This is a genomic window from Xanthobacter oligotrophicus (assembly GCF_008364685.1).
Taxonomy (GTDB): domain Bacteria; phylum Pseudomonadota; class Alphaproteobacteria; order Rhizobiales; family Xanthobacteraceae; genus Xanthobacter; species Xanthobacter oligotrophicus.
This window is the reverse complement of the sequence record NZ_VTTL01000011.1, coordinates 98,085-124,502: the sequence shown is the minus strand read 5'-3', so window position 1 is coordinate 124,502 and position 26,418 is coordinate 98,085. Positions and strand designations below refer to the sequence as shown.

The 26,418-nt window shown below is 68.2% G+C and carries 29 protein-coding genes; 6 read left to right on the top strand and 23 right to left on the bottom strand.

The window, feature by feature from the left end:
- Position 1: 1 nt before the first annotated feature.
- Entirely contained in the window at positions 2-457 is a 456-nt protein-coding gene (locus FZ033_RS18675) for a DUF488 domain-containing protein (protein ID WP_149577582.1), read from the top strand.
- Here FZ033_RS18675 and FZ033_RS18670 read toward each other — a convergent pair.
- The 3 genes from FZ033_RS18670 to FZ033_RS18660 all read right to left on the bottom strand — a co-directional run bounded on the left by FZ033_RS18670 (position 438) and on the right by FZ033_RS18660 (position 3,213).
- A complete protein-coding gene (locus FZ033_RS18670; RefSeq protein WP_149577581.1) occupies positions 438-2,072 on the bottom strand; it encodes an NTP transferase domain-containing protein in 1,635 nt (544 codons plus the stop codon). The two genes, FZ033_RS18675 and FZ033_RS18670, sit on opposite strands and share 20 nt — an antisense overlap.
- A complete protein-coding gene (locus FZ033_RS18665; RefSeq protein ID WP_149577580.1) occupies positions 2,069-2,773 on the bottom strand; it encodes an XdhC family protein in 705 nt (234 codons plus the stop codon). Before FZ033_RS18665 ends, FZ033_RS18670 begins: the two co-directional genes overlap by 4 nt.
- Before the next feature lie 98 nt (positions 2,774-2,871).
- Positions 2,872-3,213, bottom strand: a complete 342-nt coding sequence (locus FZ033_RS18660; protein WP_408068496.1) for an XdhC family protein — start codon at positions 3,211-3,213, stop codon at positions 2,872-2,874.
- A 67-nt stretch (positions 3,214-3,280) separates the two neighbouring features.
- Here FZ033_RS18660 and FZ033_RS18655 point away from each other — a divergent pair, with 67 nt between their 5' ends.
- Together FZ033_RS18655 and FZ033_RS18650 are read left to right on the top strand one after the other, a co-directional pair.
- Positions 3,281-4,369: a lysine-2,3-aminomutase-like protein gene (locus tag FZ033_RS18655; protein WP_149577579.1), complete on the top strand. Its 1,089-nt coding sequence runs from the start codon at positions 3,281-3,283 to the stop codon at positions 4,367-4,369.
- Positions 4,370-4,418: 49 nt separating this feature from the next.
- On the top strand, positions 4,419-5,303 hold the full coding sequence (locus FZ033_RS18650) for a PPC domain-containing DNA-binding protein (RefSeq protein WP_149577578.1): 885 nt from the start codon (positions 4,419-4,421) through the stop codon (positions 5,301-5,303).
- A gap of 8 nt (positions 5,304-5,311) precedes the next feature.
- On the opposite strand, the gene FZ033_RS18645 is transcribed toward FZ033_RS18650, so the two are convergent.
- The 7 genes from FZ033_RS18645 to FZ033_RS18615 all read right to left on the bottom strand — a co-directional run bounded on the left by FZ033_RS18645 (position 5,312) and on the right by FZ033_RS18615 (position 12,526).
- Positions 5,312-6,376, bottom strand: a complete 1,065-nt coding sequence (locus FZ033_RS18645) for a bile acid:sodium symporter family protein (protein WP_232847560.1) — start codon at positions 6,374-6,376, stop codon at positions 5,312-5,314.
- Positions 6,377-6,726: 350 nt separating this feature from the next.
- Positions 6,727-7,833, bottom strand: a complete 1,107-nt coding sequence (locus FZ033_RS18640; RefSeq protein ID WP_149577576.1) for a branched-chain amino acid ABC transporter substrate-binding protein — start codon at positions 7,831-7,833, stop codon at positions 6,727-6,729.
- 119 nt (positions 7,834-7,952) lie between these two features.
- Complete coding sequence (locus FZ033_RS18635; RefSeq protein ID WP_149577575.1) at positions 7,953-8,396, bottom strand: DUF6867 family protein; 444 nt, start codon at positions 8,394-8,396, stop codon at positions 7,953-7,955.
- On the bottom strand, positions 8,396-9,169 hold the full coding sequence (locus FZ033_RS18630; protein ID WP_149577574.1) for an ABC transporter ATP-binding protein: 774 nt from the start codon (positions 9,167-9,169) through the stop codon (positions 8,396-8,398). Before FZ033_RS18630 ends, FZ033_RS18635 begins: the two co-directional genes overlap by 1 nt.
- Positions 9,166-10,092, bottom strand: coding sequence for an ABC transporter ATP-binding protein (locus FZ033_RS18625; RefSeq protein WP_149577573.1), 927 nt, complete (start codon positions 10,090-10,092; stop codon positions 9,166-9,168). Before FZ033_RS18625 ends, FZ033_RS18630 begins: the two co-directional genes overlap by 4 nt.
- Entirely contained in the window at positions 10,092-11,609 is a 1,518-nt protein-coding gene (gene livM, locus FZ033_RS18620; RefSeq protein ID WP_232847559.1) for a high-affinity branched-chain amino acid ABC transporter permease LivM, read from the bottom strand. The genes FZ033_RS18625 and livM overlap by 1 nt, the downstream gene beginning before the upstream one ends.
- Positions 11,609-12,526: an ABC transporter permease subunit gene (locus FZ033_RS18615; RefSeq protein WP_149577572.1), complete on the bottom strand. Its 918-nt coding sequence runs from the start codon at positions 12,524-12,526 to the stop codon at positions 11,609-11,611. The genes livM and FZ033_RS18615 overlap by 1 nt, the downstream gene beginning before the upstream one ends.
- Positions 12,527-12,758: 232 nt before the next feature.
- On the opposite strand from FZ033_RS18615, the gene FZ033_RS18610 reads away from it, so the two are divergent.
- Entirely contained in the window at positions 12,759-13,148 is a 390-nt protein-coding gene (locus FZ033_RS18610; protein WP_149577571.1) for a rhodanese-like domain-containing protein, read from the top strand.
- Between the two features lie 170 nt (positions 13,149-13,318).
- Here FZ033_RS18610 and FZ033_RS18605 read toward each other — a convergent pair whose 3' ends face one another.
- The 12 genes from FZ033_RS18605 to FZ033_RS18550 form a co-directional block, all read right to left on the bottom strand.
- The gene (locus FZ033_RS18605) at positions 13,319-13,777 is read right to left on the bottom strand and encodes a type II toxin-antitoxin system RatA family toxin (RefSeq protein WP_149577570.1); all 459 of its coding nucleotides are present in this window, start codon (positions 13,775-13,777) and stop codon (positions 13,319-13,321) included.
- A gap of 2 nt (positions 13,778-13,779) precedes the next feature.
- The gene (lipA, locus tag FZ033_RS18600) at positions 13,780-14,733 is read right to left on the bottom strand and encodes a lipoyl synthase (protein WP_149577569.1); all 954 of its coding nucleotides are present in this window, start codon (positions 14,731-14,733) and stop codon (positions 13,780-13,782) included.
- A gap of 171 nt (positions 14,734-14,904) precedes the next feature.
- Positions 14,905-15,153, bottom strand: a complete 249-nt coding sequence (locus FZ033_RS18595) for a GlsB/YeaQ/YmgE family stress response membrane protein (protein ID WP_149577568.1) — start codon at positions 15,151-15,153, stop codon at positions 14,905-14,907.
- An 11-nt stretch (positions 15,154-15,164) separates the two neighbouring features.
- On the bottom strand, positions 15,165-15,443 hold the full coding sequence (locus FZ033_RS18590; RefSeq protein WP_149577567.1) for a GlsB/YeaQ/YmgE family stress response membrane protein: 279 nt from the start codon (positions 15,441-15,443) through the stop codon (positions 15,165-15,167).
- Between the two features lie 120 nt (positions 15,444-15,563).
- A complete protein-coding gene (gene lpdA, locus FZ033_RS18585) occupies positions 15,564-16,979 on the bottom strand; it encodes a dihydrolipoyl dehydrogenase (RefSeq protein WP_149577566.1) in 1,416 nt (471 codons plus the stop codon).
- Positions 16,972-17,613, bottom strand: coding sequence for a nucleoside 2-deoxyribosyltransferase (locus tag FZ033_RS18580; RefSeq protein ID WP_149577565.1), 642 nt, complete (start codon positions 17,611-17,613; stop codon positions 16,972-16,974). Before FZ033_RS18580 ends, lpdA begins: the two co-directional genes overlap by 8 nt.
- 141 nt (positions 17,614-17,754) lie before the next feature.
- Entirely contained in the window at positions 17,755-17,991 is a 237-nt protein-coding gene (locus tag FZ033_RS18575) for a YdcH family protein (RefSeq protein WP_149577564.1), read from the bottom strand.
- Between the two features lie 161 nt (positions 17,992-18,152).
- Entirely contained in the window at positions 18,153-19,493 is a 1,341-nt protein-coding gene (locus tag FZ033_RS18570; RefSeq protein ID WP_149577563.1) for a pyruvate dehydrogenase complex dihydrolipoamide acetyltransferase, read from the bottom strand.
- Between the two features lie 12 nt (positions 19,494-19,505).
- Positions 19,506-20,876, bottom strand: coding sequence for a pyruvate dehydrogenase complex E1 component subunit beta (locus FZ033_RS18565; protein WP_149577562.1), 1,371 nt, complete (start codon positions 20,874-20,876; stop codon positions 19,506-19,508).
- Positions 20,877-20,881: 5 nt separating this feature from the next.
- Positions 20,882-21,235, bottom strand: a complete 354-nt coding sequence (locus FZ033_RS18560; RefSeq protein WP_149577561.1) for a hypothetical protein — start codon at positions 21,233-21,235, stop codon at positions 20,882-20,884.
- A gap of 10 nt (positions 21,236-21,245) precedes the next feature.
- Entirely contained in the window at positions 21,246-22,253 is a 1,008-nt protein-coding gene (pdhA, locus tag FZ033_RS18555; protein ID WP_149577560.1) for a pyruvate dehydrogenase (acetyl-transferring) E1 component subunit alpha, read from the bottom strand.
- Positions 22,254-22,414: 161 nt separating this feature from the next.
- A complete protein-coding gene (locus FZ033_RS18550) occupies positions 22,415-22,729 on the bottom strand; it encodes an FtsB family cell division protein (protein ID WP_149577559.1) in 315 nt (104 codons plus the stop codon).
- Between the two features lie 173 nt (positions 22,730-22,902).
- Here FZ033_RS18550 and recO point away from each other — a divergent pair, with 173 nt between their 5' ends.
- Positions 22,903-23,634 carry a DNA repair protein RecO gene (gene recO, locus FZ033_RS18545; RefSeq protein WP_149577558.1) on the top strand — a complete coding sequence of 244 codons (732 nt, stop codon included), beginning with the start codon at positions 22,903-22,905 and terminating at the stop codon, positions 23,632-23,634.
- Between the two features lie 5 nt (positions 23,635-23,639).
- Here recO and FZ033_RS18540 read toward each other — a convergent pair whose 3' ends face one another.
- Positions 23,640-23,885: a hypothetical protein gene (locus tag FZ033_RS18540; RefSeq protein WP_149577557.1), complete on the bottom strand. Its 246-nt coding sequence runs from the start codon at positions 23,883-23,885 to the stop codon at positions 23,640-23,642.
- Positions 23,886-24,180: 295 nt separating this feature from the next.
- Between FZ033_RS18540 and parC the strand changes: the two genes are divergently transcribed.
- Positions 24,181-26,418 (top strand): DNA topoisomerase IV subunit A, encoded by a 2,238-nt coding sequence (gene parC, locus FZ033_RS18535; RefSeq protein WP_149577556.1) that lies wholly within the window; start codon positions 24,181-24,183, stop codon positions 26,416-26,418.

The window sequence follows — 26,418 nt, the reverse complement described above, 5'->3', positions numbered from 1 at the left end:
CATGAGCACAACCCACCTCTTCACCATCGGCTACGAGCAGAGCACCCCCTCCGCCTTCCAGGCGGCGCTGGACGACGCCAAGGTGGACCTTCTGGTGGACGTGCGGGCGGTCGCGGCCTCCCGCCGGCCCGGCTTTTCCAAGACGGCACTGGCGGCTGGCATCGCCGAGCAAGGCGTCGCCTATGTGCATCTGCGGGCGCTGGGCACGCCCAAGGAAGGCCGACTCGCGGCGCGTGGCGGCGACCACGACGCCCTCATGCGCATCTATGACGCCCACCTCGCCACCGCCCCGGCGCAGGCGGCGCTGGAGGAACTGGCCTCCCTCGCCCAAGGCCGGCGCATCTGCCTGCTGTGCTATGAGCGACACGTGGAGGGCTGCCACCGCCTGCGGCTGGCGCAATGGATGTGCGAGCGCCTGGACATCGGCGCCACCCACCTCATACCGGCTCCGTTCTGACCGCTTTCTCCTCGTCCGCCGCCGCCCGCGCCTGGGCAAGGAGCTGGGGCGTGTCCACGTCGAGGAAGGCGCCGGCGCCGGCGATGGCCACTTCCGCCACCACATCCTGATTGGCGGCAAGGATGTGCCGGGCGCCCACGTCGCCCTCCAGCGCGCCGAGATCGGCGAAATAGCGCCGCGACCACAGCACCGGATGGCCCCGTTGCCCGTCCTCCACCGGAACGCAGATGAGCCGGCCCTCGTCGGGCGCATGGGCGGCGATCAGCCGGTCGATGACATCCGCGCCAAGGAGCGGCATGTCGCCGAGCACCACCAGCGCTCCCGCCGCCGTCTCCGGAACGGCGGAGATGCCGGCGCGCAGCGACGAGGCCATGCCGGTGGCATGATCGGCATTGTGCGCGAAGCTCACATCCAGGCCTTCGAGCGCGGCAGCGATGCGTCCGCGCTCATGCCCGGTGACCACGATGACCGGCCGTGCCATCGAGGCGAGCGCCGCCTGCACCACCCGCCGGATGACCGGCACCCCGCCCACCTCTTCCATCAGCTTGTTGATGCCCTGCCCCATGCGCGCGCTGCGCCCGGCGGCCAGGATGACGGCGGCGAAGCCCTGCCTTGCGTCGCCCTCCGCCCTGGGATGGGGCCGGACCGCGATGTCGGACAACAGCCCGCCCGCCCCGAGCCGGGCGATGTCGCGTCCCGTCACCTCAAGGCCGGCGAGGAGACGCATGAGCACGAAATCGAAGCCGTTCTCCTTCGGGCTGCGGGCGCAGCCGGGCGCGCCCAGCACCGGCATCGCGCCGAGCCGGCCGAGCATCAGCAGGTTGCCGGGATCCACCGGCATGCCGAGCCGCACCACCTCGCCCCCGGCGGCGACCACCGCCGCGGGAATCACATCGTTGCGGTCGGCGATGGCCGAGGCGCCGAAGACGATGACAAGCTCTGCCCCCTCCTGCGCCGCGCGCCCGAGGGCCTGCGCCAGCGCCGCCGTGTCGTGGGCTACAGTGTCGGCGGAAACCATCTGCGCCCCGGTGGGCGCAAGGCGCGCGCGGGTGACGGCCAGGGTCTTCGCCACCACCTTGTCGGCAAAGCCTGGCAACAGGGTGGAGATAACCGCCACGCGCTTCACCCGGAACGGCGACACCGACAACAGCCCCTCCGACGCCCGCTGCGCCGCGCTGACGAGGCCCGCCGGCACCGCATAGGGGATGATCTTCACCGTCCCCACCATGTCGCCCGCCGCCACCGACGAAAAATCACGCAGGGTGGCAAGGGTGATGGCCTCGTCCACGTCGTTGAAGGCGTCGAGGGCCGCTTCCGAGACCCGCAGCACGCCGGCGGCCGCGGCGAACAGGTTGGCGCGGCCGGTGAAGGCGGCATCTGCCCGCACGTGGGGGCCGGCCACCGCTTCCGCCAAAAGCCGGGCGGCGGCGTCTTCCGCCATGTCGCCGGGCTCCATGCGCGCTGCCACCACTTCGCGGAAGCCGGCGGCTTTGAGCCGTGCGATCTCGGCCGGGCCGAGCCGCGTGCCCTTCTTGAGGGCGCCGCCGTCGAGCCGCACCGAATGGGCGGCGATGGCACCCTCGGCCTCGGACAGGGGCAGGGAGCCGAACTTCACGCCGCAACTCCTTCCGCATGCGCCGTGCCAGAGCGCAGGGCCCGGATCACCTCGGCGAGCACCGCCACGGCGATCTCCGCGGGGCTGGCGGCGCCGATGTCGATGCCGATGGGCGCGTGGATGCGGCCGATAACGTCGGGCGACAGTCCCGCGGCCTGAAGCCGCTCCACCCGTCGGGCGTGGGTGCGGCGCGAGCCCAGCACCCCCACGTAGAAGCAGCCTGCCTTTAGCCCGGCAACGAGGGCCGGCTCGTCCACCTTCGGGTCGTGGGTCAAGGCGACAAGGGCGGTGAAAGGATCGAGGCCATAGGCCGGCAGGGCCACTTCCGGCCATTCCGCGATCACCGGCACGTCGCCGAAGCGCTCGGGCGTGGCGAAGGCGGTGCGCGGGTCGATGATGGTCAGGTCGAAACCGGCCAGGCGCGCCATGGGCGCCAGCGCCTGGGAGATATGCACCGCGCCGATCACCAGCATGCGCGGCGGTGGTACTTCCACGGCGATGAAGGCCCGCTTTGCCCCCTCCCCCACCAGGCGGCTGCGCCGGACGGCGAGCGCTTCACGGATGGCGCCGGCGAGCAGGTCGGCGTCCACATGGTCACGCGCCACCAGACGCTGGGCGCCGCTCTCCAGCTCCGTCACCACCACGCAGGCCCGGCGCGCGGCGCGTTCCGCGTTGAGGGCCGCCAGAAGGTCGAGGCGCATGAGTGGGCATCCTCCCTGAGGGAACGGCCGGCCGGGCCGGCTGCATCATCTTCCCCGATGAATATAACGCCGGACGCGCCACGTCATCGGCGACCTTCTCAATCCACACGCTCGACAAAGACCGCGATCTTGCCGCCGCAGGACAGGCCTACCTTCCAGGCGGCCTCATCCGCCACGCCGAATTCAAGGGTCCGCGGCACGCCGGAGGCGATCACATCCGCAGCCTCGCCCACCACCGCGCCCTCCACGCAACCGCCGGAAACCGAGCCCAGGAAATTGCCGTCGGCATCGATCACGAGCCGGCTACCCACCGGGCGGGGGGCCGAGCCCCAGGTTTCCAGCACGGTCGCCAGCGCGACGCCCCGCCCCTCGCGGCGCCAGCGCTCGGCGGCCGCCAGAACGTCGCTTTCGGTCACGTCCATGGCATCGCTCATCGGCATCGCTCCTTCCGGCGGGGCTCGTGAATTGGCAAGGCCAGACGCATCCCATATAGGTGCCCGAACGCCCATGCCAAACCTTCTGCTGCCAAACCTTCTGCCTCTGCCCGCCCGCGATCAAGGCACCCTGCGCTCGGGCGGCGACCTCGTCGCCGCCGGCCTTGCCGATGCACGCGACCGTGAGGCGCTGGCCCGCGTGGCCGAACGCTATGCAGTGGCGGTGACGCCGACACTCGCCGACGCTATCGACCGCGCCGACCCCACCGACCCCATCGCCCGCCAGTTCGTTCCCCATCCCGCCGAGCTGGAGGTGCGGCCGGAGGAGCTGGCCGACCCCATCGGCGATGATGCCCACAGCCCGGTGCCGGGCATCGTCCACCGCTATCCCGACAGGGCACTGCTGAAGATCGTGGGCGTGTGCGCCGTCTATTGCCGCTTCTGCTTCCGCCGCGAGATGGTGGGGCCGGGCGCGGCCGCCGCCCTGTCGCCCGAAGCGCTGGAGCGGGCCTTTGCCTACCTGGCCGCTCATCCCGAGATCTGGGAGGTGATCCTCACCGGCGGCGACCCCTTCATGCTCTCCCCCCGCCGCATGGGCGAGGTGATGGCGCGCCTTGCCGCCATTCCCCATGTGAAGATCGTCCGCTTCCACACCCGCGTGCCCATCGCCGCGCCGGAGCGGGTGTCGGATGCCTTGGTCGCCGCGCTCAAGGCGCCGGGCCTCACCTCCTACGTGGCGGTGCATGTGAACCATGCCCGCGAGCTGACGCCTGATGCCCGCTCCGCCCTCGCCCGCATGGCCGATGCTGGCATTCCGCTCCTGGCCCAGTCGGTGCTGCTGCGGGGGGTGAACGATGATGCGGACACCCTCGCCGCCCTGTTCCGCAGCCTGGTGGAATGCCGGGTGAAGCCCTATTACCTCCATCATCCCGACCTTGCCCCCGGTACCGCCCATTTCCGGCTCGACATCGCGCGGGGACAAGAGCTGATGCGCGCCCTGCGCGGGCGGCTCTCGGGCATCGCGCTGCCCACCTATGTGCTCGATATTCCCGGCGGCGCCGGCAAGGTGCCGCTGACCCCGGGCCACCTTGCGCCCGCCGGTACGCGCCTCGCGGTCTCCGACAATTGCGGCGGCGTCCATCTCTATCCGCCGGAGGGGTGATGGCGGCGTCCGCCCGTGCTATCGCACAGGGCAAATAAGGGAGGACGCCATGGGGGAGATGCGCCGGATTGCACAGCCGGGGCCGGCGCCGCAGGAGCGCATCGAGAGTGCCGTGGGCCGGCTGCAGGTGCTCGACTTCACGCTGGAACCGGGCCTCACCCTCAATGCCGCCATCACCGGGCCGCTCATCGCGGCGGGCATGGGCGCGGCGCAGGTGGAAATCTCCGGCGGCGGCTTCGGCCCCTTCACCTATGTGATGCCGGCCGCGTCCTCCGACGCCACCCACGCTGCCTGGTACAGCGCGCCCTTTACCCCCGCGGGCGAGACGCGCCTTGATCGCGGCAACGTCACCTTCGGGCGCAAGGAGGGGGCGCCCTTCATCCATTGCCACGCCTTCTGGATCGAGCCGGACGGCAGCCGCCACGGCGGCCACATCATGCCCCACGAGACGGTGGTGGCCGCCCCCATCCGCGCCCGCGCCTATGGTGCCGCCGAGGTGGAGACCACCGCCGATTTCGATGGCGAAACCAACTTCCCCCTCTTCACCCCTCATTTAACCCCCAATGCCCGCATCGCGCCGGCGGACGGCGGCCCGCGTATCGCCTTCGCGCGTATCCGGCCGAACGTGGAGATCGGCGCGGCGGTGGAGGAATTGTGCCGCCGCCACGGCTTTGCCGCCGGACGGCTGCGCGGCGGGGTGGGCAGCCTCATCGGCGCCCGCTTTGTCGATGCTGCGCCGGTGGACGACTACGCCACCGAGGTGTTCGTGACCTCAGGCACCGTGACGCCGGATGCCTCCGGCGCGTTGGCGGCGCAGATCGACCTCGCCCTCGTCAGCCTCACCGGCGCCATGGCCGAGGGCCGGCTGGTGCGGGGCGCCAATCCGGTGCTCATCACCTTCGAGCTGGCGGTGGAGGAGATCCCCACCGCCTGAGCGCCCCTTCAAGAGGCCGTCGAGGACGCCTGCCGGTGCTGCGGCACGGCGTCGGGCACGAGGTCGTCGTTGTCCTCGGCGAGGACGGCGGGCTCGGTCTCCTCCGCCTCCAGCGCTCCGCTGCGACCGGCGATGATGCCGACGATGACCAGCTGGAGGAAGTGGTAGAGCATGATCGGGGTGATGATCAGCGACAGGTCCGGGTACCCGTTGAACATCACCTGCGCCATGGGCAGCCCGGTGGCGAGCGACTTCTTCGAGGCGCAGAACACCACCGCGATGGTGTCCGCCCGCGAGAATCCCGATGCGCGGCAGGCGACCCCGATCAGCAAGTAGACCACGGTGAACAGCACCAGCACCCCGGCCACGATCTCCAGCAGCAGGACCGGGCTCTGGCCCTTCCACACGCCGGCGGCCACGCTGTCGCAGAACGAATTGTAGACGATAGCGAGGATCACCGCCCGGTCGGCGATGCGCACCACCTGGCGATGGCGCTCCACCAGCTTCAGCAGCAGCGGCCGCGCCGCCTGCCCCACCGCCAGCGGCAGGATCACCAGGATGATCAGCTTGAGGATCACCGGCCCCAGATTCATGCCCCCGCCCACCGTGTGCAGGTACCAGGCCATGAGCACGGGCGTCGCGAACACGCCGATGAGGCTGGAGATGGAGGCGTTGAAGATGGCCACCGGCACGTTGCCCCGCGCCAGCGAGGTCATGGCCACCGATGAAGAGACTGTAGACGGCAAGGCGGCGAGGAAGAAGAATCCCGTCGCCACGGCCTCGGGCAGGCAGTCGCCCATCAGGGCCAGCACCACCATCACCACCGCGGGAAACAGCAGGAAAGTGCCGAGCTGCACCACAAGGTGCAATTCCCAGCGGGCGGCGCTTTCCAGCAGCCGCTTCGGCGACAGCGAAATGCCGTAGAGGAAGAAGATCACCGCGACGCCCCAGCTCGCGGCCTTGTCGGCATGGAGCACGCCGCCCGTGACGCCGGGCTGCGGCCAGACGAGGGCCAGGGAGACGGTGAGGGCGAGGGCGACGACGAACGGATCGAGCTTCAGTCGTGACAACATGGGCAGAACGGCAAGGCGTGAGAGAGGCGTGAGACCTGCCCTTCCGCGACCGTTCCCTGCCCCGTCGCCCATCCGGGCGCCTGAGGCCCCCTTACGTGCGCTTATGCGCCAAGCTCATCCCGCCTGAAACGGTCTGCGCCAGCCTTCGCCGATCTTCATGTCGACAATATACCCAGACTGCGACCTGTGACCCGCCGGGTCAACCGGCTGCGGCGGTAAATATGTGGTCAGGGGCGCGACACGACGTGCCAGGCCGCACCCGCATGGAATAGGCCGCGCCGGCCCTATTCGATTTGCGCAACAAAAAGGCCCGCGCGAGGGCGGGCCTTCCTGTCAGCAGGGTGAATGTGTCAAAGCTGGGTGTAGGCGCCGTCCTTCCAGACGTAGACCACATAGTCGAGCTTGGTGATGTCGCCCTTCTTGTCGAAGGAGAGCGGGCCGAGCACGGTATTGAAGGTCTTGCCGGAGTGGATCTCGGCGGCCACCTTCTTGGGGTCGAGGGATTTGGCCGCCTCGGCCGCCTGCTTCATCACCTGCACCGCGGCGTAGGAATAAAGCACGTAGCCTTCCGGATCGACGCCCTTGGCCTTGAATGCGGCCACGATGTCCTTGGCCGCCGGGTTGTTGCGCGGATCGGGGCCGAAGGTCATCAGCGTGCCTTCGGCGCCGGGGCCGGCGATGGTCCAGTATTCCTTGTCGGTGATGCCGTCGCCGGAGAACAGCACGGTCTTCATGCCCTGGTCGCGCATCTGGCGCACCAGCAGGCCGGCCTCAGGATGCAGGCCGCCGTAGTAGAGCAGGTCGACGCCATTGGCCTTCAGCTTGGACACGAGGGCCGAATAGTCCTTCTCGCCGGGATTGATGCCCTCATAGAGGACTTCCTTCACGCCGCCCTTGTTGATGGTCTTCTGCGTCTCGTCCGCCAGACCCTTGCCGTAGGGGGTCTTGTCGTGGACGATGGCGACCTTCTTGCCCTTGAAGTTCTTGACGATATAGGCGCCGGCCACCGCGCCCTGCTGGTCGTCACGGCCGCAGGTGCGGAACGTGTTCCACATCTTGCGCTCGGTGAAGGTCGGGTTGGTGGAGGCGGGGCTGATCTGGAGGACGCCAGCTTCCTCATAATCCTGCGAGGTCGGGATCGACACGCCGGAGTTGAAGTGGCCCACTACGAATTTCACGCCATCGGAGATGAACTTGTTGGCCGCCGACTTGCCCTGCTCGGGCTTGCCGCCGTCGTCGCCGACCGAGAGCTGGATCTTCTGGCCGAGGATGCCGCCGGCGGCATTGATATCGGCCACGGCCTGCTCGGCGCCGGTCTTCAGCTGGGCGCCGAAGGCGGCATTCGAGCCGGTCATGGGACCGCCGACGCCCATCTTCACCTGCGCCTGGGCCTGGGCCTGGGCCGCAAGCAGAAGGCTGGCGCCCAGAGCGAGCGACGCCATCAAGAGCTTCTTCATCAGGTCTCTCCCTTTCGTCCGGGAGCGGAACACCGGTCCGCCTCCCAGTGAAACTCCGCGGCGCATTGTGCCGCAATTCGCCGGCCTGTCGATGCCGCGCGCGGCACCTCGCGCCGGTTTCAACCGAAGGTTTTGGGCCGCCAGGCGAGCTTGCCCGCCGGCTCGTACATCCAGCCGTACTGCACGGTCATTTGCCGCTTGCGGTGGGCACGGAAGCCCAAGGTCGCGATGGCCGTGAGCAGCACGAACTCCACCGCGAACGGCTCGATCGAGAACAGCTCGTCCTCGAACAGGGCGAAGTGGCAGAAGCGCACCGCGCCGGCCAGCAGCAGGCAGTAGAACACGAGCTGCAGAAAGGGCGCCCAGCCGTGCGCCACCGCCTTGCCGGTCCGCCAGGCGGCGGCGCCACCGAGGAACAAGGTCACCAGCAGGAAATCGCCGAGCGAGGCGCCGATCAACTCCTGCGGCCAGAGGGCGATCAGCACCACCAGCACGGCGATCACCGCCAGCGGGCCGATGAGCAGGGGGGATGAGGCGCGCCCCGGATCCGCTTTCGACGCCATCAGCGGCCTCCCTCCAGATAGGCGGCGCGCACCTCGGGCCGGGCCAGCAGCTCCGCTCCCGTGCCCGACATGGTGACGCGCCCGTTGACCATCACATAGCCGCGGTGGGCCAGCTTGAGGGCGTGGTAGGCGTTCTGTTCCACCAGGAACACGGTGAGCCCCTCGGTCTCGTTCAAGAGCTTGATGGCGTCGAAGATCTGCTTCACCACCAGCGGCGCGAGGCCCAGCGACGGCTCGTCCAGCAGCAGCAGGCGCGGCCGGCTCATGAGCGCGCGGGCGATGGAGAGCATCTGCTGCTCGCCGCCCGACAGGGTGCCGCCGCGCTGGTCGATGCGCTCCTTCAGGCGCGGGAACATCTCGAACATGCGGTCCAGATCCTGCGCGAAATGGGCATTGCCGGTGACGGCGGCGCCCATCTGCAGGTTCTCGTAGACGCTCATACGCGGGAAGATGCGCCGCCCCTCGGGGGACTGGGCGATGTTGAGCCGCATGATCTCGTGGGTGGGCAGGCCGGTGATGTCGCGCCCGGCGAAGACGATGCGGCCGTCCCGCGCCCGCGGGCTGCCGCAGATGGTCATCATCAGCGTGGACTTGCCGGCCCCGTTGGCGCCGATAAGGGTAACGATCTCCCCCTCGTTCACCGCGATGTCCACGCCCTTCAGCGCGATGATTTTGCCGTAATAGGCGGTGACGCCGCTGACCGAAAGCAGCGGCGTGCCTTTCGGTGCCGGCTGGGTCGCCACGGCCCCAGGGGCGAGGGTCTGGGTCGTCATGCGCCCACCTGCGCTTCCACCACGGCCGCCTCTTCCTCCTCGACGCCGAGGTAGGAGGCGATGACCTTGGGATCGGTGCGGACCTCCTGGGGCGTGCCGTCGGCGATCTTGCAGCCATACTCCAGCACGACCACGTGGTCGGAAATCTCCATCACCACCGACATGTCGTGCTCGATGAGCAGGATGGAGGTGTCGTGGTCGCGCCGGATGGAGAGCAGCAATTCGTTGAGGGCGGCCGATTCGCGCGGGTTGAGGCCGGCGGCCGGCTCGTCGAGGCAGAGCAGCACCGGGTTGGTGCACATGGCGCGGGCGATCTCCAGCCGCCGCTGGTCGCCATAGGGCAAATCGCCGGCCGGGTCGTCGGCGCGCTCCATGAGGCCGATCTGGTTGAGCCAGTAGAGCGCCTTGTCCATGGCGCCCTTCTGCTGGCGCTTCCAGGACGGCAGGTTGAGGATCGCGGCGGGATTGAGCAGGCCGGCGCTGGTGAGCGACATGTGCTGCGCCACCAGCAGGTTTTCCAGCACGGTCATGCCGGAGAACAGGCGGATGTTCTGGAAGGTGCGGGCGACCCGCGCCCAGGACGCCACCTTGTGGTCGGGCAGCCGCTCCAAGAGATAGAGCGCGCCGGCGCCCGTGCGCCCCCAGGACAGGCCGGAAGCGGTGACGGCGTCGAGTTCCTGAGGCGTTGCCGCGCCGCCGTGGAACAGGGCGAGGCGGCCGGCGGAGGGCTTGTAGAAGCCGGTGATGCAGTTGAACACGGTGGTCTTGCCGGCGCCGTTGGGGCCGATCACCGCCGTCACCTCGCCACGGGCGGCGACGAAGGACACGTCGTTCACCGCGATGAGGCCGCCGAAGCGCATGGACAGGTGGTCCACCGCAAGGATCGGCGCCCGCGCGCCGGCCACGGGATCAAGGCTCGCCATCAGCCGTGGCCCTCCTTGACGAGGGTGGCGGACACCGCCTTGCGCTCCTTCAGGAAGATGGTGGGCAGGCGCGAGGAGACGAGCCCGCGCGGGCGCCACACCATCACCGCCACCATGGCGAAGCCGAAGATGAGCATGCGATAGAGCGAGGGATCGAAATCCGGCCCGAACAGGAAGCTGGCCTTCAGGAAGGAGAGGTTGCGCAGCATTTCCATGCCGCCGATGAGCAGGATGGCGGCGGCCGCGACCCCCATCTGCGATCCCATGCCGCCGAGTACCACGATGGCGAGGATCACCGCCGATTCCATGAAGGTGAAGCTCTCCGGCGAGACGAAGCGCACCCGCACCGCGAAGAAGGCCCCGGCGAAGCCGCCGAACATGGCGCCGGTGGCGAACGCCGTGAGCTTGGTGAGGGTGGTGTTGATGCCCAGCGAGCGGCAGGCGATCTCATCCTCGCGCAGCGCCTCCCAGGCGCGGCCCACCGGCATTTGCCGCAGCCGGATGGTGACCAGAGCGGTGAGCGCGGCCAGGGCCAGGATCACGAAATACAGGAAGATGATCCGGTGCATGGAATCGAAGTCGAGGCCGTATTTGGCCGCGAAGCCCTCGTCGGTGGCGTTGAACGGCACGCCGAAGAAGGAGATGGGCGGGATGGAGGAAATGCCCGCCCCGCCGTTGGTGAGCGACACCCAGTTGATGAGCACGAGGCGGATGATCTCGCCGAACGCCAGCGTGACGATGGCGAGATAATCGCCCCGCAGCCGCAGCACCGGGAAGCCGAGGATAACGCCCCACAAGGCGGCCAGCAGCCCGGACACCGGCAGGCACAGCCAGAACGACCAGGCGGTCCAGAACCCCTCCCCCAGATGGCCGGCGAAGAAGTCGTTCACCGGCACGCTGGTGGAGAGCAGGGCGAAGGTGTAGGCGCCCACCGCGTAGAAGGCCACGTAGCCGAGATCCAGCAGCCCGGCGAGGCCCACCACGATGTTGAGGCCCCAGCCCAGCATCACATAGGTGAGCACATAGATGCCAAGGTCCACCCAGTAGCGGCTGGGGCTCAAGCCTCCCGACAGCAGGATGGCGAGGAAGGGATAGGCGATGGCGAAGCTGAAGAAGGCCGGCTTCAGGGCCGGCGACGCCTTCTGCGCCAGGGAGGCGAAGGCGGAAGGCCCCGCGCTCACCTTCATCTTCCGGCCGCGCCGCCAGACCGTGAGGTTCAGCACCAGCCGCAGCACCGCGACGATGCCGGCGAACACGGCCACCAGACCGAAGCGATAGGTGAGGCCCAGCGGCCCGCTGCCCGACTCGGTGGCGCGGAAACCCACCAGCGGCAGCAGAAGCAGGCCCGTGAGCAGGCCGCTCACGATCGCATCCGTAAATGCGCTGCCGATGACGGAGGCCGGCCCCTGGTGCGGGGCCGGCGGCGGAAGGGACGGAGCGCCTGGCAGGCCGGGGGCCGGAAGATCGCCTTTGGGCAGGGCTTCCGGCTTCAGGTCGGCGACGGGCGGATGCGTCATCAGACCTTCTCCACTTCCGGCCGGCCCAGCAGGCCCTGAGGCAGGAAGATGAGCGTGACCACAAGGATGGAGAACGCCGCCACATCCTTGTATTCAATGGAGAAATAGGCCGACCACAGGGTCTCGATGAGGCCGATGAGCAGCCCGCCCAGAACCGCCCCCGGCAGCGAGCCGATACCGCCCAGCACGGCGGCAGTGAAGGCCTTCACGCCCGGCACGAAGCCGTCGGCGAAGTTCACCACGCCGTAATACATGAGGTACATGACCCCGGCCACGGCGGCGAGCGCGGCGCCGATGACGAAGGTGAGCGAGATGGTGCGGTCCACGTTCACGCCCAGGAGCGCCGCCATCTTGCGGTCCTGCTCGCAGGCGCGCTGGGCCCGGCCCAGCGAGGTCTTCTGCACCAGCCACCAGAAGCCGGCGAGCAGCGTCGCGGTGACCACCATGATGATGATCTGCTTGTAGGCGAGGGTGACCTCGTAGCCGTTGCGCTCCATCACCACGATCACGTCGGGTACCATGGGCGGCAGCGGCTTGTTGCGCGGGCCCTGGGCCACCTGCACGAAATTGGAGAGCAGGATGGACATGCCGATGGCCGAGATCATGGGCGCGAGGCGGAAGGAGCCCCGCAGGGGCCGGTAGGCCACCCGCTCGATGGCCCAGCTCACCAGCCCGGTGAACACCATGGCCACCACCAGCGTGATGGCGAGGATGAGAAAGATAGAGCTCATCCCCACCACGGTGGTGAGCAGCAGAACGCAGATGAGGCCGATGAAGGCGCTCACCATGAACACGTCGCCGTGGGCGAAGTTCACCATTCCGATGATGCCGAACACCATCGTGTAGCCGATGGCGATCAATCCGTAGATCGACCCGAGGGTCAATCCGTTGATGAGCTGCTGGAGGAACACTTCCATCCGCCGCTGAACCCCTCTGTCTGGTCGGCGCGCTTATTTTATCATCGTGCCCGACGATTGTGCGCTGCCTCCTTTTCCGACTCATAACCCGCCCTGCCCGTCGAGACAATTGCGCCGGGCCGGGCGCGCGCCCGTCGGCGAGGGCAGATCTGCGGAGCGAGCCGGCTTGACACGGCTTCCGCTCCTGCCGCCTCCTCCCCACCAATCAGTCCATCGCGCCGGAGGAGAGGCCATGCCCCAGACCATCACCAGAGGCTTCAAGCTGCTCCTCGAGGAAGCCAACGCCCGCGTCGAAACGCTGACGCCGCAGGTCGCCCAGCGCCGGATCGCCGAGGGGGCGCTGCTGGTGGATGTGCGCGACCCGCGCGAGCTGGAGCGCGAGGGGCGCATTCCCGGCGCATTCCACTGTCCGCGCGGCATGTTGGAATTCTGGATCGACCCCGAGAGCCCCTATTTCAAGCCGGCCTTCGGCGAGGACCGGGCCTTCATTTTCATGTGCGCGGGGGGCTGGCGCTCGGCCCTCTCGGCGGCCACGGCGCAGGACATGGGTCTGAAGCCCGTGGCCCATGTGGGCGGCGGCTTCAAGGCCTGGAAGGAAGCGGGCGGGCCAGCGGAAGGCTAATACCAAAGGCCCGTAAGCTTGGCTCATGGGCCTTTGGTCAAGCCCGCGCGGCACCCGGATCCGGCCATTGCCGGAACCGGTCTTAAGGCTCGCAGTTCGGGAACACCCGAGCTGCGGAGCGTAACCCACATGGCACCGGTCGAAGACCGGGGCCGATGGTCTAAGACGCCCTACCCTACCGTGCCGTAGACCTGATCGGCGCGCGCCTCGAACGCATCGGCGAAGCGGCGGAAGGCGGCCTCGAACATGGCGCCCATGAGCATGGCCAGCGTGCGCGACCGGAATTCGTAGGAGATGAAGAACTTCACCTCGCTCGCATCGTCGCCGCGCCCGATGAATTCCCAGCGGTTGTCGAGCCGGCTGAAGGGGCCGTCGAGATATTCCACATGGATGGTGAGGCGCGGCCGGTCCAGCGTCACCCGCGAGGTGAAGGTCTCGCGGATCAGCTTGTAGGCGACGGTCATGTCCGCCACCAGGATCTCCACGCCATCGTCGGACTTCATGCGCCTTTTCACCCGCAGCGACTGGCACAAAGGCACGAACTCGGGGTAGCGTTCCACGTCGGCCACGAGGTCGAACATGTCCCGCGCCCCGTGCCTCACCTGCCGGGCGTTGGAGAAGGATGGCACGATCAGGACCGGCCGAGACGCGCCGCCCGGGCCGCGCGCAACTTCGCGAAATCATCGCCCGCATGGTGGGACGAGCGCGTCAGCGGGCTCGCCGAGACCATCAGGAAGCCCTTGGCATAGGCCACGGTCTCATAGGCCTTGAACTCGTCCGGCGTCACGAAGCGCTCCACCTTGTGGTGCTTGCGGGTGGGCTGGAGATACTGGCCGATGGTGATGAAATCCACCTCCGCCGAGCGCAGGTCGTCCATCAGCTGGAGCACTTCGGGCCGCTCCTCGCCGAGGCCCACCATGATGCCGGACTTGGTGAAGATGGAAGCGTCGAGTTCCTTCACCTTCTGCAGCAGGCGCAGGGAGTGGAAATAGCGCGCGCCGGGCCGCACCGAGAGATACTTGGCCGGCACCGTCTCCAGATTGTGGTTGAACACGTCGGGCCTGGCCGCCACCACCACCTCAAGCGCCCCGTCCTTGCGCAGGAAGTCCGGGGTGAGGATCTCGATGGTGGTGCCGGGGCTCGCCTTGCGGATGGCGGCGATGGTGCGGGCGAAGTGCTCCGCCCCGCCGTCGGCGAGGTCGTCCCGGTCCACGGAGGTGATGACCACGTGGGAGAGGCCGAGCTTGGCCACCGCGTCGCCCACCTTCTGCGGCTCGCCCCGGTCGAGCGCTTCCGGCAGGCCGGTGCGCACGTTGCAGAAAGCGCAGGCGCGCGTGCAGGTGTCGCCCATGATCATGAAGGTGGCGTGCTTCTTCTCCCAGCACTCACCGATATTGGGGCAGCCTGCCTCCTCGCACACGGTGTGCAGGCCGTTGGCGCGCACGATCTCCGCCGTCTGCGACCAGCCGGCCGATCCCGGCGCCTTCACGCGGATCCAGTCGGGCTTGCGCAGCACCTCGGTTTCCGGGCGGTTGGCCTTTTCCGGGTGGCGCGGGCGGGCGAGGGTGTCGATGACCGTGACCATGCGTTTCGTCTCTCAACTCCCGGCAGGAAGATGCACGCCCCGCGGGGCAATGCCCTTGCCGGGCGAAGCCCGCCCCGGACAAGGCGCCGGACCGGGCATGGAATTCATTTCACCATAACGCGCGCCACCCTTGGCCGGAAGCCACGCGGCGCGCGCTGCGGCAATGCGTTTTCAGGCCGGCCGCCTGCCTGTCACCGCCCGCCAGATGGCGAGCAGCAGCACTGCCCCGCAGGTGGAGATGACGATGCGGTCGAGCATGCCGTCGCCGATGTAGTTGAGGCCGAGCGCCCCCGCCACCCAGCCGCCGAGCATGCCGCCCACAAGCCCCACCACCAGATTGGTGAGGAGCCCGCCGGAGGACTTCATGAGCTTTTCGGCAAGGAAGCCGGCAATGATGCCGACGAGGATGGAAACCAGCATGTCGTCCTCCCTCAGCGCGACCGGATCGCGCGCCAGATCCACAGCAGCAGGATGGCACCGACGATGGCCGCGATCAGCGTGCGGAAGAAGCCGAATACCGGCACGTTGAGCACCCCGGCCAGCTTGTCGCCGATGAAGGCGCCGGCGACGCCGACGAGAAGGTTCGTCAGCAGGCCGTGATTGCTCGCCGTCACCCGCTCGGCCACCCAGCCCGCAATGAGGCCGATGATGATGAGCGAGAAGAAGCCGACGCCGGGCTGGCTCAGAAACGCATAGGTCTCGTTGTTCATTGCGGCCCCCTTGCCACCTTTATCCGGCGAGGACCGCCGGCGGGTGGTGGCGGATCATGCCGCCGCCACGGCCCTTTGGCGAGAGGCGCGGGAGCAAAGTCCCGCGCCTCGTCGCCCTGCTCAGGAGTGGATGGCGCGCCCATAAGCGGACATGACGCTCTCGTGCATCATCTCCGACAGGGTCGGGTGCGGGAATACAGTGTGGATCAGGTCTTCCTCGGTGGTCTCGAGATTCATGGCCACCACGAAGCCCTGGATCAGCTCGGTCACTTCCGCGCCCACCATGTGGGCGCCCAGCAGTTCGCCGGTCTTGGCGTCGAAGATGGTCTTCACCAGGCCGTCCGGCTCGCCCAGCGCGATGGCCTTGCCGTTGCCGATGAAGGAGAAGCGACCCACCTTGATCTCGCGGCCGGCTTCCTTGGCCTTCTTCTCGGTGAGGCCCACGGAGGCGATCTGCGGCGTGCAATAGGTGCAGCCGGGGATCTTGTTCTTGTCCATGGGGTGGGTGTGGAGGCCCTTGATGGTTTCCACGCAGATCACGCCCTCGTGCTCCGCCTTGTGGGCCAGCATGGGCGGGCCGGCGATGTCGCCGATGGCATAGACGCCGGGCACGTTGGTGCGGCCATAGCCGTCGATGACCACGCAGCCGCGCTCGATCTTCACGCCGATCGCCTCAAGGCCGAGGCCTTCCACGTTGCCCACCACGCCCACGGCGGAGATCATGCGCTCCACCGTGATGTCGTGCTTGGCGCCCTTGGAATCCTCCACATGGGCGGTGATGCTGTCGGCATGCTTGGTGACGCCGGTCACCTTCGCTCCGGACAGGATCTTCATGCCCAGCTTCTCGAAGCGCTTGCGGGCGACGGCGGCGATCTCCTCGTCCTCCACGGGGAGGATCTGCGGCAGCACCTCTACCACGGTCACCTCGGTGCCCATGGTGCGATAGAAGGAGGCGAACTCGATGCCGATGGCGCCCGAGCCCATGACCAGCAGGCTCTTGGGCATCTTTTCCGGCACCATGGCGTCGAAATAGGTCCAGATCAGCTTCTTGTCGGGCTCAAGGCCGGGCAGCGCGCGCGGACGGGCGCCGGTGGCGACGATGATGTGCTTGGCGGCGTAGTCGCCGCCGCCCTTGGCGCCCTTGGGCGGATTCTGGGCGGCTTCCACCTTGATCTTGCCGGGGGCGGTGAAGGTCGCCTTGCCCCAGATCACGTCCACCTTGTTCTTGTTGAGCAGGAAGGCCACGCCGCCGGCCAGCTGGGCCGAGACCCCGCGCGAGCGCTTCACCACGGCAGCCGCATCGAAGCCGATCTTCTCGGCGGAGAGGCCATAGTCCTTGGCGTGCTCCATGTAGTGGTAGATCTCGGCCGAGCGCAGCAGCGCCTTGGTGGGGATACAGCCCCAGTTCAGGCAGATGCCGCCGAGATGGCTCTTCTCCACCACGGCCACCTTGAAGCCGAGCTGGGCGGCGCGGATGGCGGCCACGTAGCCGCCGGGCCCGCCGCCGATGACGATGATGTCGTAAGTGTCAGCCATGGAAGGTCTCCTCGCCGTGCGCCTGTCCGGCGGGTTCTGGATGGGAAGGGGATGCGGTCGTGCCGAGGCGGCCGGCGGACCGGGCCTCGGCCATGAGGGCGAGCGCCTGCTCGAACTGGGTGAGATCGCGGAACGGGTCGGCGGCCGGCGCCGGCGCCTGGATCACCGGCAGCCGGGAGGCGGCGAGCGCTTCCGCCAGCATGAGATTGTCGAAATGGCCGAAGTCCTCCACGTGCAGGCCATCGGCCAGGAGCGTGGGGGCACTACCCTCGCCGCCGGCGCGGCCGATGGTGGAATGGGCGCGGTGCTTCAGCTCACCCGGCAGGTTGGAATAGGCCGCCACCGGCTTGCCCAACGCGAAGGCGAAGCCCACCTCGAACGCGGTGCCCGGATCGGCGCTGATGCCGCGGAACGGCGTGAGATTGGCGACCAGCGCGTCGGCGGAGCGCATGAGGGCCAGATTGGCGGCGAAGATGGCGCGGCTTGCGGCCCCCGCCGCCGCATCCAGCAGCGGGTCGCCATCCAGCGGATAAAGTCCGGTAAAGCCGAAGCGGGTGCACAGCTCCACCTTGCGCCGGCCGATCTCGCGCGCGTCGTCGAGGAACACTTCGGGGCCGGCGAGGTAGAGCTTCATCAGGCTTGCCCGTCTCCATGATGGCATCGGCCCCGGTCTTCGGCCGGCGCCGGGCGGGTCCTTTTCCACGGCTCCCGGTTGGAGCCGGCCGTGCGGAGCGCCTCGTGACAAGGCGCTCCGATTTTTGTCACGCCAGTCCGGTCACTTGGACAGGAGGGCGAAGAGTTCGTCCTTGAGCCGCACGCGCTCGCGGCGCAGGGCCTCGATCTCGGCGTCGCCGGTAGGCTCCACGTCGGTCTCGGCGCGATGCACCTGGCGGTTCACCTCGTGATAAGCCTCGCTGAGCTTGGCGAAATGGGCGTCGGACAGCTTGAGCGCCTGGATCTTCTCGGCGTGGTCGGGGAAGTCGGCGGCAAGCTCGTGGGGCGTGTGGCTCATGATCTCAACCTTCCTTGGTACAACGGCGGAAAACACCGTTGCCCCGCAGCTACACCGGGTGGCCGCGGCAGGATTTGATCTGCCGCAGCCCCGGGGCGAGCCTCACGCCGGCACGCTCACACCAGCATGCATCACACCAGCATGCATCACACCAGCATGCATCACACCAGCATGCTCATGGGCTTCTCGATGAAGCCCTTGAACGCGCTGAGCAGCTCGGCGCCGAGCGCACCATCCATCACCCGGTGGTCGCAGGTCATGGTGACGGTCATCTGCATCACGGCCTTGATCTCGCCATTGCGGACCACGGCGCGCTGCTCCGAAGTGCCCACCGCGAGGATGGAGGACTGCGGCGCGTTGATGATGGCGGTGAAGTTGCGGATCCCCATCATGCCGAGGTTCGACACCGAGGTGGAGCCGCCGGAATATTCGTCCGGCTTCAGCTTCTTGGTACGGGCGCGGCCGGCGAGGTCGCGCATCTCGTTGGAGATGGTGGAGAGGGTCTTCTGCTCCGCCTTCTTCACGATGGGGGCATAAAGGCCGCCGTCGATGGCCACCGCCACGCCCACGTCCGAGTGCTTCATGCGCAGGATGCGGTCCTCGGCCCACACCGCATTGGCGGCGGGCACCTTCTGGAGCGCCAGCGCCATGGCCTTGATGATGAAGTCGTTGACCGAGACGCGATAGGTCGGCTTGCCGTCCTTGTCCTTGCCCGCGTTGGCATTCACCTGCTCGCGCAGGGACATGAGGTCGTCGAGGTCGCAGTCCACGGTGAGGAAGAAGGTGGGGGTCACCTGCTCGCTCTCGACCAGGCGGCGCGCGATGGTCTTGCGCATGCCGTCGAGCTGCACTTCCTCGTAGCTGCCGGCCTCGAACATGGCCTTGACCTGCTCGGCGCCGGGCGCGCTGGCGACAGCCGCCTTGGGGGCGGGCGCAGCGGCGGGAGCGGGAGCGGCGGCAGCGGCGGGCGCTGCGGCGGGCTTGGCACCGGGTTTGGCGCCTTCCAGGTCGCGGGCGACGATGCGGCCGTGCGGGCCGGAGCCGGCGAGGGCGGCAAGGGCGATGCCCTTGTCCTTGGCGATCCGGCGCGCGAGCGGCGAGGCGAACACGCGTCCGCCCTGGCCGTTGGCGGCGGGAGCGGCGGCAGGCGCCGGAGCCGCAGCGGCGGGCGCTGCAGCGGCAGGCGCGGAAGCTGCAGCGGTGGGAGCTGCAGCTGGCTTGGCCCCGCCGGCACCGGAGGCAGCGGCGGCGACGTCCTCGCCCTCGCCGGCGAGGACGGCGATGAGCTGGTTCACCGGCACGTCCTGGGAGCCTTCCGGCACCAGGATCTTGGCGAGGATGCCTTCGTCGATGGACTCGACTTCCATGGTGGCCTTGTCGGTCTCGATCTCGGCAAGCACGTCACCGGACTTGACGGCATCGCCTTCCTTCTTGAGCCACTTGGCGAGGTTGCCCTTCTCCATGGTGGGGGAGAGGGCCGGCATCAGGATCTCGATGGGCATTGGTCTCTCTCCTCAGCGATAGGTCACGGCGTGGACTGCCGCGATCACATCGGCGACCGTCGGCAGGGCCAGCTTCTCGAGGTTGGCGGCGTACGGCATGGGCACGTCCTTGCCGGTGACGCGCAGCACCGGGGCGTCGAGATAGTCGAAGGCCTTGTCCATGAGCTGGGCGACGATCTCGGCGCCGACGCCGGACTGCGGCCAGCCCTCTTCCACGCTCACGCAGCGGCCGGTCTTCTTCACCGAGGCGATGATGGTGTCCACGTCCATGGGGCGGATGGTGCGCAGGTCGATGACCTCCGCCTCGATGCCCTGCTTGGCCAGTTCGTCCGCCGCCTTCAGCGCGTAGGTCATGCCGATGGAGAAGGAGACCAGGGTCACGTCCTTGCCGGTGCGGGCGATGCGCGCCTTGCCGATGGGCAGCACGAAATCATCCAGCTTCGGCACCTCGAAGGACTGGCCGTAGAGGATCTCGTTCTCAAGGAAGATGACCGGGTTGGGGTCGCGGATGGCGGCCTTCAGCAGCCCCTTGGCGTCGGCCGCGGTATAGGGCGCGATCACCCGAAGGCCGGGCACGTTGGAATACCAGGAGGTGTAGTCCTGGCTGTGCTGGGCGGCGACGCGGGCGGCGGCGCCGTTGGGGCCGCGGAACACGACGGAGCAGTGCATCTGCCCGCCCGACATGTAGAGGGTCTTCGCCGCCGAGTTGATGATGTGGTCGATGGCCTGCATGGCGAAGTTGAAGGTCATGAACTCGATGATCGGCTTCAGGCCCGCCATGGCCGCACCCACGCCGACGCCGGCGAAGCCGTGCTCGGTGATGGGGGTGTCGATGACGCGGCGCTCGCCGAACTCCTGCAGCAGGCCCTGGGTGATCTTGTAGGCGCCCTGATACTCGGCCACTTCCTCGCCCATGACGAAGACATCGCCGTCGCGGCGCATTTCCTCGGCCATGGCGTCGCGCAGGGCCTCGCGCACGGTCTGGGTGACGAATTCGGTGCCGGCGGGCACTTCCGGATCGGGCTGGGCCACCACCTGCGGGGCGATCACGGCCGGCGCCGCGGGGGCCGGCGCTGCGGCCGGGGCCGGGGCGCTCTCGGCCGCCTTGGGGGCGGGAGCCGGGGCGGCGTTCGCATCTTCGCCGTCGGCGAGGATGGTGGCGATGGGGGTGTTCACCGCCACGTCCTGGGCGCCCTCGGGTACGAGGATGCGGCCGAGGATGCCTTCGTCGATGGACTCCACCTCCATGGTGGCCTTGTCGGTCTCGATCTCGGCAAGCACGTCACCGGATTTGACGGTGTCGCCTTCCTTCTTGAGCCACTTGGTGAGACTGCCCTTCTCCATGGTGGGAGACAGGGCCGGCATGAGGACTTCGATGGCCATGGCTGTCAGCTCTTGCTCGGCGCGCCCGTGGGGGCGGCCGGCGAGGAGCCGGCCGGGGCCACGGGGGGCTTGTAGGTGAGATTGGTGTAGGCGGAGATGGCGGCGACCGCGACGGTCACGGACACGAAGAAGGCGATGGCCGCCTTGCCGGTCCGCACCGCGTCGATATCAGCCTCGCGGCCCCGCCGCTGTACGGCGAAGGGCCAGAGCGCGAGAAGGGCGTAGCTTGCCGCGCCGCCCCCCTGCCCGGCCGCACGGTTGGCGGCGATGGCCTTCAGGCCGCCGCGCACGGCGACGGCCCAGGCAATCAACGCCGCCAGGAGCGCGAGGCCGGCGAGGATATGGAACAGCGCGGCCACGGCCCGCCGCTCAGCGCAGGATGTCCGTGTACAGCTCCGACACGTCGGGCTCGGGATCGTTGGTGGCGAAGTCCGCCGCCTCGTTCACGATCTCGCGGACCTCGGCATCGAACTTCTTCAGCTCGTCCTCGGTCGCCCCGTGGGTTTCGAGGAGACGGTTGCGGACCTGCTCGATGGGGTCGTGCTCGGTGCGCATCTTCTGGACCTCCTCCTTGGACCGGTACTTGGCCGGGTCCGACATGGAGTGACCGCGATAGCGGTAGGTCTGCATTTCCAGGATGTAGGGGCCGTTGCCCTCGCGGGCGAAGGCGAGCGCCCGCTCGCTGGCAGCCTTCACCGCCTGCACATCCATGCCATCCACCTGCTCGCCGGGGATGTTGAAGGAGGTGCCCCGCTTGGAGAAATCCTGCTGGGCCGAGGCGCGGGACACCGAGGTGCCCATGGCGTACTTGTTGTTCTCGATCACGTACACGACCGGGAGCTTCCATAGCTCGGCCATGTTGAAGCTCTCGTAGACCTGGCCCTGGTTGGCCGCGCCGTCGCCGAAATAGGTGACCGAGACCGCACCATTATTGCGGTAGCGATCGGCGAAGGCGAGGCCGGTGCCGAGCGAGACCTGGGCGCCGACGATGCCGTGGCCGCCGAAGAACTGCTTCTCGATGCTGAACATATGCATCGAGCCGCCCTTGCCCTTGGACAGGCCGCCGCGGCGGCCGGTCAGCTCGGCCATGACGCCGCGGGCGGCCATGCCGGTGGACAGCATGTGGCCGTGATCGCGATAGCCGGTGATGACCTGGTCACCCGGCTTCATGGCCATCTGCATGCCCACCACCACGGCCTCCTGGCCGATGTAGAGATGGCAGAAGCCGCCAATGAGGCCCATGCCGTACATCTGGCCGGCCTTCTCCTCGAAGCGGCGGATGAGCAGCATCTCGCGATAGGCGAGAAGGTCCTGGTCTTTTGTGAAGGGGGCCGGGGCCGAAGCATCGGCGACACGGGCAGTAGGCTTTTTGGCCATCGGCATCCTCAGGAAGCGCTGGAACTGCGCCTTCCTAACTCAGCTCCCCGTGCCCTCAAAGCGCCAATTTTTCCTTTGTGCGCTGCAACACGTTGCAAACTCTTGATTTTGCTGCAATGAACTTGAAAATGGTTCATTTAACTCATGAACTGAAATAAAGTTCATTTGCTGCGAAGCAGCACCAGATCCTTGCCATTTATGAAGTTCAATTGACGCCGCGCCTCCTCGTCCAGCATGTCCGGATCGAGCTGGTTGGGGGCGAGCAGGGACACCTTGTTCTCCATCGCCCGGCGCTGAGCCTTGAGCCCGGCAAGCTCGGACTCCAGGGCCTTCATCTCCTGCTCGTAATTGCGCTTGGCCACGAGCCCATGGTCGCCATTGTAGGCGTGGTAGGCGAAATAGCCGATGAGCGCCGCCGCTCCCAGATGGAGGGCGAGCGTGGCGAGGATGGATTGAAGGCGCGAGCGGCTTTGCATGGCCGCATCCTCGCCGCTTCGGGTTTCCGTCGTCTTAAGGCGAGAGCACCCTGTTGCGTCTTCGCGCCGGAGGGCGTTCATTGCCCGCAAGCGCCTGCGCCCGTCGGCCCGCATGGCAGGCCGCGCGCACGCTATCGCTTTTCTCAACGTTTCAGAGCCGGACAGGCAGCGCCGTGGAATGGACCGACGAGGGCATCGTGCTGGGGGTGCGACGGCACGGCGAGGGCAATGCCATCGTGGAATTGCTGACCCGCCTGCGCGGGCGACACCTCGGCATGGTGCGGGGCGGGGCCTCGCGGCGGCAGGCGCCCCTGCTCCAGCCCGGCAACACGGTGAGCGCCACCTGGCGGGCGCGCCTCGACGAGCACATGGGCAATTATGCGCTGGAGCCCGCGGTGGTGCGCACCGAGGTTCTCATGCGCGCGCCGCACGCCGCCTTTGGCTTCACCCACATGGCGCAGATGCTGCACCTGTTGCCGGAGCGCGATCCGCACGAGGGCCTGTTCCTCACCCTCGGCGCCATCCTCGACGCCTTCGAGGACCGCGAGTCGGCCGGCCGGCTGCTTGCCCGCTTCGAACTGGCACTGCTGGCGGAACTGGGCTTCGGTCTCGAACTGGAAACCTGCGCCGCGACGGGGCGCCGGGAGGACCTGGTCTATGTCTCGCCGAAAAGCGGGCGGGCGGTCTGCGGGGAGGCGGGCGCGCCCTATGCGGACCGGCTCTTCGCCCTGCCCGGCTTTCTGCTGGACGGCGGCGCCCCGCCCGTGCCGGGGGACGTGGAGGACGCGCTGCGCCTCACCGGGCACTTTCTGCTGACGCGGGTGCTTGAGCCGCGCGGGCTCGGCCTTTCCGATGCGCGCGCGGCTTTTGTTTCATCCTGGCGCCGGAGCACGGCGCCCGGCTGAGGCCATCACCAGCGGCGCGGCCCGACCCACACGCTCCGGCATCTGGTGACCCAATGGGGGCGCCCGTTCCACCAGCGGCGTTCCTGCCAGCAGCGCCGAACCCAGCGCACGTCCTCGACCTGGGCCTGGGCCGGCGCCTGGCCGGCGAAGGTGGAACCGCTGCCTGCCAGCGATCCGGCCGACGCCGAAGGCACGGCACCAAGAAGCGCCAATGCGATAATACCTCCCGCCGCAAGAGCTGCCGTCTTCATTTTCGGACCTCCTCATGGCACGAGCGTACTCACCGCCCGGCCTTATGATGCTGTAACGTCGCTGGGGCGCGATTTTGTTCCATCCTTGGAATTTCACATCTTTCAGCAACAGTTGATGCCGCGTCCACCACGAAATTTCGCCATGATTTACCTTGGGGAATGGCGACGAATTCATCTCCCGTTCAGCATTCGGGCGGTGGCACGCTTTTGATCGGGCGCTTGTGGGACGCCCCGATGATGCCACCGGCGCCCAAAGGCGGCTTGTGGCTCGCTCGCGCGCGCGGTACTGGCAGGCATGGCCACGCGCACACTTCCGCCCGGCGACGGGCACATCGAGAAAGTCACGCTCAAGGAGGCGCTGGAAGAGCGCTACCTGGCTTACGCCCTCTCGACCATCATGCACCGCGCCCTGCCCGACGCGCGCGACGGCCTGAAGCCGGTTCACCGGCGCATCCTCCACGCCATGCGCCAGTTGAAGCTTGATCCCGGCCAGGGCTTCAAGAAGTCCGCCCGCGTGGTGGGCGACGTGATCGGCAAGTTCCACCCCCACGGCGACCAGTCGGTCTATGACGCGCTGGTGCGTCTCGCCCAGGATTTCGCCCAGCGCTACCCGCTGGTGGATGGCCAGGGCAATTTCGGCAACGTGGACGGCGATAACGCCGCCGCCATGCGATACACCGAGGCTCGCCTCACCGAGACCGCCCGCCTGCTGCTGGACGGCATCGACGAGGACGCGGTGGACTTCCGCCCCACCTATGACGGCTCGGAAGAAGAGCCGGTGGTGCTGCCGGCGGCCTTCCCGAACCTGCTCGCCAACGGCTCGCAGGGCATCGCGGTGGGCATGGCCACCTCCATCCCGCCCCATAACGCCGCCGAACTGCTGGACGCTGCCCTCCATCTCATCGACCACCCGGAGGCACCGGCCTTCGACCTGCTCCAGTTCGTCCCCGGCCCGGATTTCCCCACCGGCGGCGTGCTGGTGGAGGATCCGGTGGGCGTCGCCGAGGCCTATGCCACCGGCCGCGGCTCGTTCCGCGTGCGGGCGCGCTGGGAGAAGGAGGAGACCGGGCGCGGCACCTATGTGGTGGTGGTCACCGAGATCCCCTACGGCGTCGCCAAGTCCCGCCTCGTGGAAAAGATCGCGGAGCTGCTCACCGACAAGAAGCTGCCGCTGCTGGCCGACGTGCGCGACGAGAGCGCCGAGGACATCCGCCTGGTGCTGGAGCCGCGCGCCCGCACGGTGGATGCCGAGGTGCTCATGGAGAGCCTGTTCAAGCTCACCGAGCTTGAGGCCCGCATCCCGCTGAATATGAACGTGCTGGTGCGCGGGCAGGTCCCCAAGGTGCTCTCCCTGTCGGAGGCGTTGCGGGAATGGCTCGACCACCGCCGCGACGTGTTGCTGCGCCGCTCGCGCTATCGGCTGGAGCAGATTGCCCATCGCCTGGAGGTGCTGGGCGGCTACCTCATCGCCTATCTCAACCTCGACGAGGTGATCCGCATCATCCGCGAGGAGGACGAGCCCAAGCAGGAATTGATGCGCACGTTCGAGCTGACCGACGTGCAGACGGAAGCCATCCTCAACATGCGCCTGCGCTCCCTGCGCCGGCTGGAGGAGATGGAGATCCGCAAGGAGCACGACGCCCTCACCAAGGAACAGGACGGCCTGAACAAGCTGGTCGCCTCCGAGGCGGCGCAGTGGAAGAACATCGCCAAGGAAATCCGCGAGACCCGCAAGACCTACGGCCCCGAGACTGCTATCGGCCGCCGCCGCACCACCTTCGCTGCGCCCCCTACCTTCCACGAGGACGCCTTCACCGAGGCGCTGGTGGAGCGCGAGCCGGTCACCATCGTGGTGTCCGCCAAGGGCTGGATCCGCGCCCTCAAGGGCCATGTGCAGGACCTCTCCAACCTCCAGTTCAAGGGCGACGACAGCCTGGGCCACGCCTTCTTCGCCGAGACCACCTCCAAGGTCATGGTGTTCGCCTCCAACGGGCGCTTCTACACGCTAGAGGCCGCCAAGCTGCCCGGCGGGCGCGGCCATGGCGAGCCGGTGCGCCTCATGATCGACCTGGAGCAGGAGGCGGAGATCGTCTCCGTCTTCGCCTATCAGCCCGGCCGCAAGCTGCTGTTGGCCTCCAAGGAGGGGCGCGGCTTCGTGGTGGGCGAGGACGACTGCCTCGCCAACACCCGCAAGGGCAAGCAGGTGCTCGTCACCGATCCGCCGGACGCGGCGCTGGCGGTGCGGTTCGTGGAGGGCGACTGGGTGGCGGTGATCGGCGACAACCGCAAGCTGCTGCTGTTCCCGCTCAACCAGGTGCCGGAAATGACCCGCGGGCGCGGCGTGCGCCTCCAGCGCTACCGCGAGGGCGGGCTGTCCGACCTGAAGGCCTTCTCCATGGCCTCGGGCCTCACTTGGGAGGACACCTCCGGCCGCACCTGGACCGTGACCGACCTGCTGGAATGGCAGGGCGAGCGCGCTTCGGCCGGTCGCCTGCCGCCCAAGGGCTTCCCCCGCAGCAACACCTTCAGCTGA

What these genes read in the sequence shown, in the direction of transcription:
- FZ033_RS18650 (WP_149577578.1), top strand. Translation starts at nt 4,419, where the DNA reads ATGGGGGAGATGCGCCGGATTGCACAGCCGGGGCCGGCGCCGCAGGAG.
- FZ033_RS18595 (WP_149577568.1), bottom strand. Translation starts at nt 15,153, where the DNA reads ATGCTGGTTTCCATCCTCGTCGGCATCATTGCCGGCTTCCTTGCCGAA.
- FZ033_RS18570 (WP_149577563.1), bottom strand. Translation starts at nt 19,493, where the DNA reads ATGCCCATCGAGATCCTGATGCCGGCCCTCTCCCCCACCATGGAGAAG.
- FZ033_RS18615 (WP_149577572.1), bottom strand. Translation starts at nt 12,526, where the DNA reads ATGGAAGTGTTCCTCCAGCAGCTCATCAACGGATTGACCCTCGGGTCG.
- lipA (WP_149577569.1), bottom strand. Translation starts at nt 14,733, where the DNA reads ATGGTCACGGTCATCGACACCCTCGCCCGCCCGCGCCACCCGGAAAAG.
- FZ033_RS18655 (WP_149577579.1), top strand. Translation starts at nt 3,281, where the DNA reads ATGCCAAACCTTCTGCTGCCAAACCTTCTGCCTCTGCCCGCCCGCGAT.
- FZ033_RS18590 (WP_149577567.1), bottom strand. Translation starts at nt 15,443, where the DNA reads ATGAACAACGAGACCTATGCGTTTCTGAGCCAGCCCGGCGTCGGCTTC.
- FZ033_RS18630 (WP_149577574.1), bottom strand. Translation starts at nt 9,169, where the DNA reads ATGACGACCCAGACCCTCGCCCCTGGGGCCGTGGCGACCCAGCCGGCA.
- FZ033_RS18575 (WP_149577564.1), bottom strand. Translation starts at nt 17,991, where the DNA reads ATGAGCCACACGCCCCACGAGCTTGCCGCCGACTTCCCCGACCACGCC.
- FZ033_RS18540 (WP_149577557.1), bottom strand. Translation starts at nt 23,885, where the DNA reads ATGAAGACGGCAGCTCTTGCGGCGGGAGGTATTATCGCATTGGCGCTT.
- FZ033_RS18640 (WP_149577576.1), bottom strand. Translation starts at nt 7,833, where the DNA reads ATGAAGAAGCTCTTGATGGCGTCGCTCGCTCTGGGCGCCAGCCTTCTG.
- FZ033_RS18610 (WP_149577571.1), top strand. Translation starts at nt 12,759, where the DNA reads ATGCCCCAGACCATCACCAGAGGCTTCAAGCTGCTCCTCGAGGAAGCC.
- FZ033_RS18565 (WP_149577562.1), bottom strand. Translation starts at nt 20,876, where the DNA reads ATGGCCATCGAAGTCCTCATGCCGGCCCTGTCTCCCACCATGGAGAAG.
- FZ033_RS18660 (WP_408068496.1), bottom strand. Translation starts at nt 3,213, where the DNA reads ATGCCGATGAGCGATGCCATGGACGTGACCGAAAGCGACGTTCTGGCG.
- FZ033_RS18550 (WP_149577559.1), bottom strand. Translation starts at nt 22,729, where the DNA reads ATGCAAAGCCGCTCGCGCCTTCAATCCATCCTCGCCACGCTCGCCCTC.
- FZ033_RS18635 (WP_149577575.1), bottom strand. Translation starts at nt 8,396, where the DNA reads ATGGCGTCGAAAGCGGATCCGGGGCGCGCCTCATCCCCCCTGCTCATC.
- livM (WP_232847559.1), bottom strand. Translation starts at nt 11,609, where the DNA reads ATGACGCATCCGCCCGTCGCCGACCTGAAGCCGGAAGCCCTGCCCAAA.
- parC (WP_149577556.1), top strand. Translation starts at nt 24,181, where the DNA reads ATGGCCACGCGCACACTTCCGCCCGGCGACGGGCACATCGAGAAAGTC.
- FZ033_RS18645 (WP_232847560.1), bottom strand. Translation starts at nt 6,376, where the DNA reads ATGTTGTCACGACTGAAGCTCGATCCGTTCGTCGTCGCCCTCGCCCTC.
- pdhA (WP_149577560.1), bottom strand. Translation starts at nt 22,253, where the DNA reads ATGGCCAAAAAGCCTACTGCCCGTGTCGCCGATGCTTCGGCCCCGGCC.
- FZ033_RS18580 (WP_149577565.1), bottom strand. Translation starts at nt 17,613, where the DNA reads ATGAAGCTCTACCTCGCCGGCCCCGAAGTGTTCCTCGACGACGCGCGC.
- FZ033_RS18665 (WP_149577580.1), bottom strand. Translation starts at nt 2,773, where the DNA reads ATGCGCCTCGACCTTCTGGCGGCCCTCAACGCGGAACGCGCCGCGCGC.
- lpdA (WP_149577566.1), bottom strand. Translation starts at nt 16,979, where the DNA reads ATGGCTGACACTTACGACATCATCGTCATCGGCGGCGGGCCCGGCGGC.
- FZ033_RS18675 (WP_149577582.1), top strand. Translation starts at nt 2, where the DNA reads ATGAGCACAACCCACCTCTTCACCATCGGCTACGAGCAGAGCACCCCC.
- FZ033_RS18625 (WP_149577573.1), bottom strand. Translation starts at nt 10,092, where the DNA reads ATGGCGAGCCTTGATCCCGTGGCCGGCGCGCGGGCGCCGATCCTTGCG.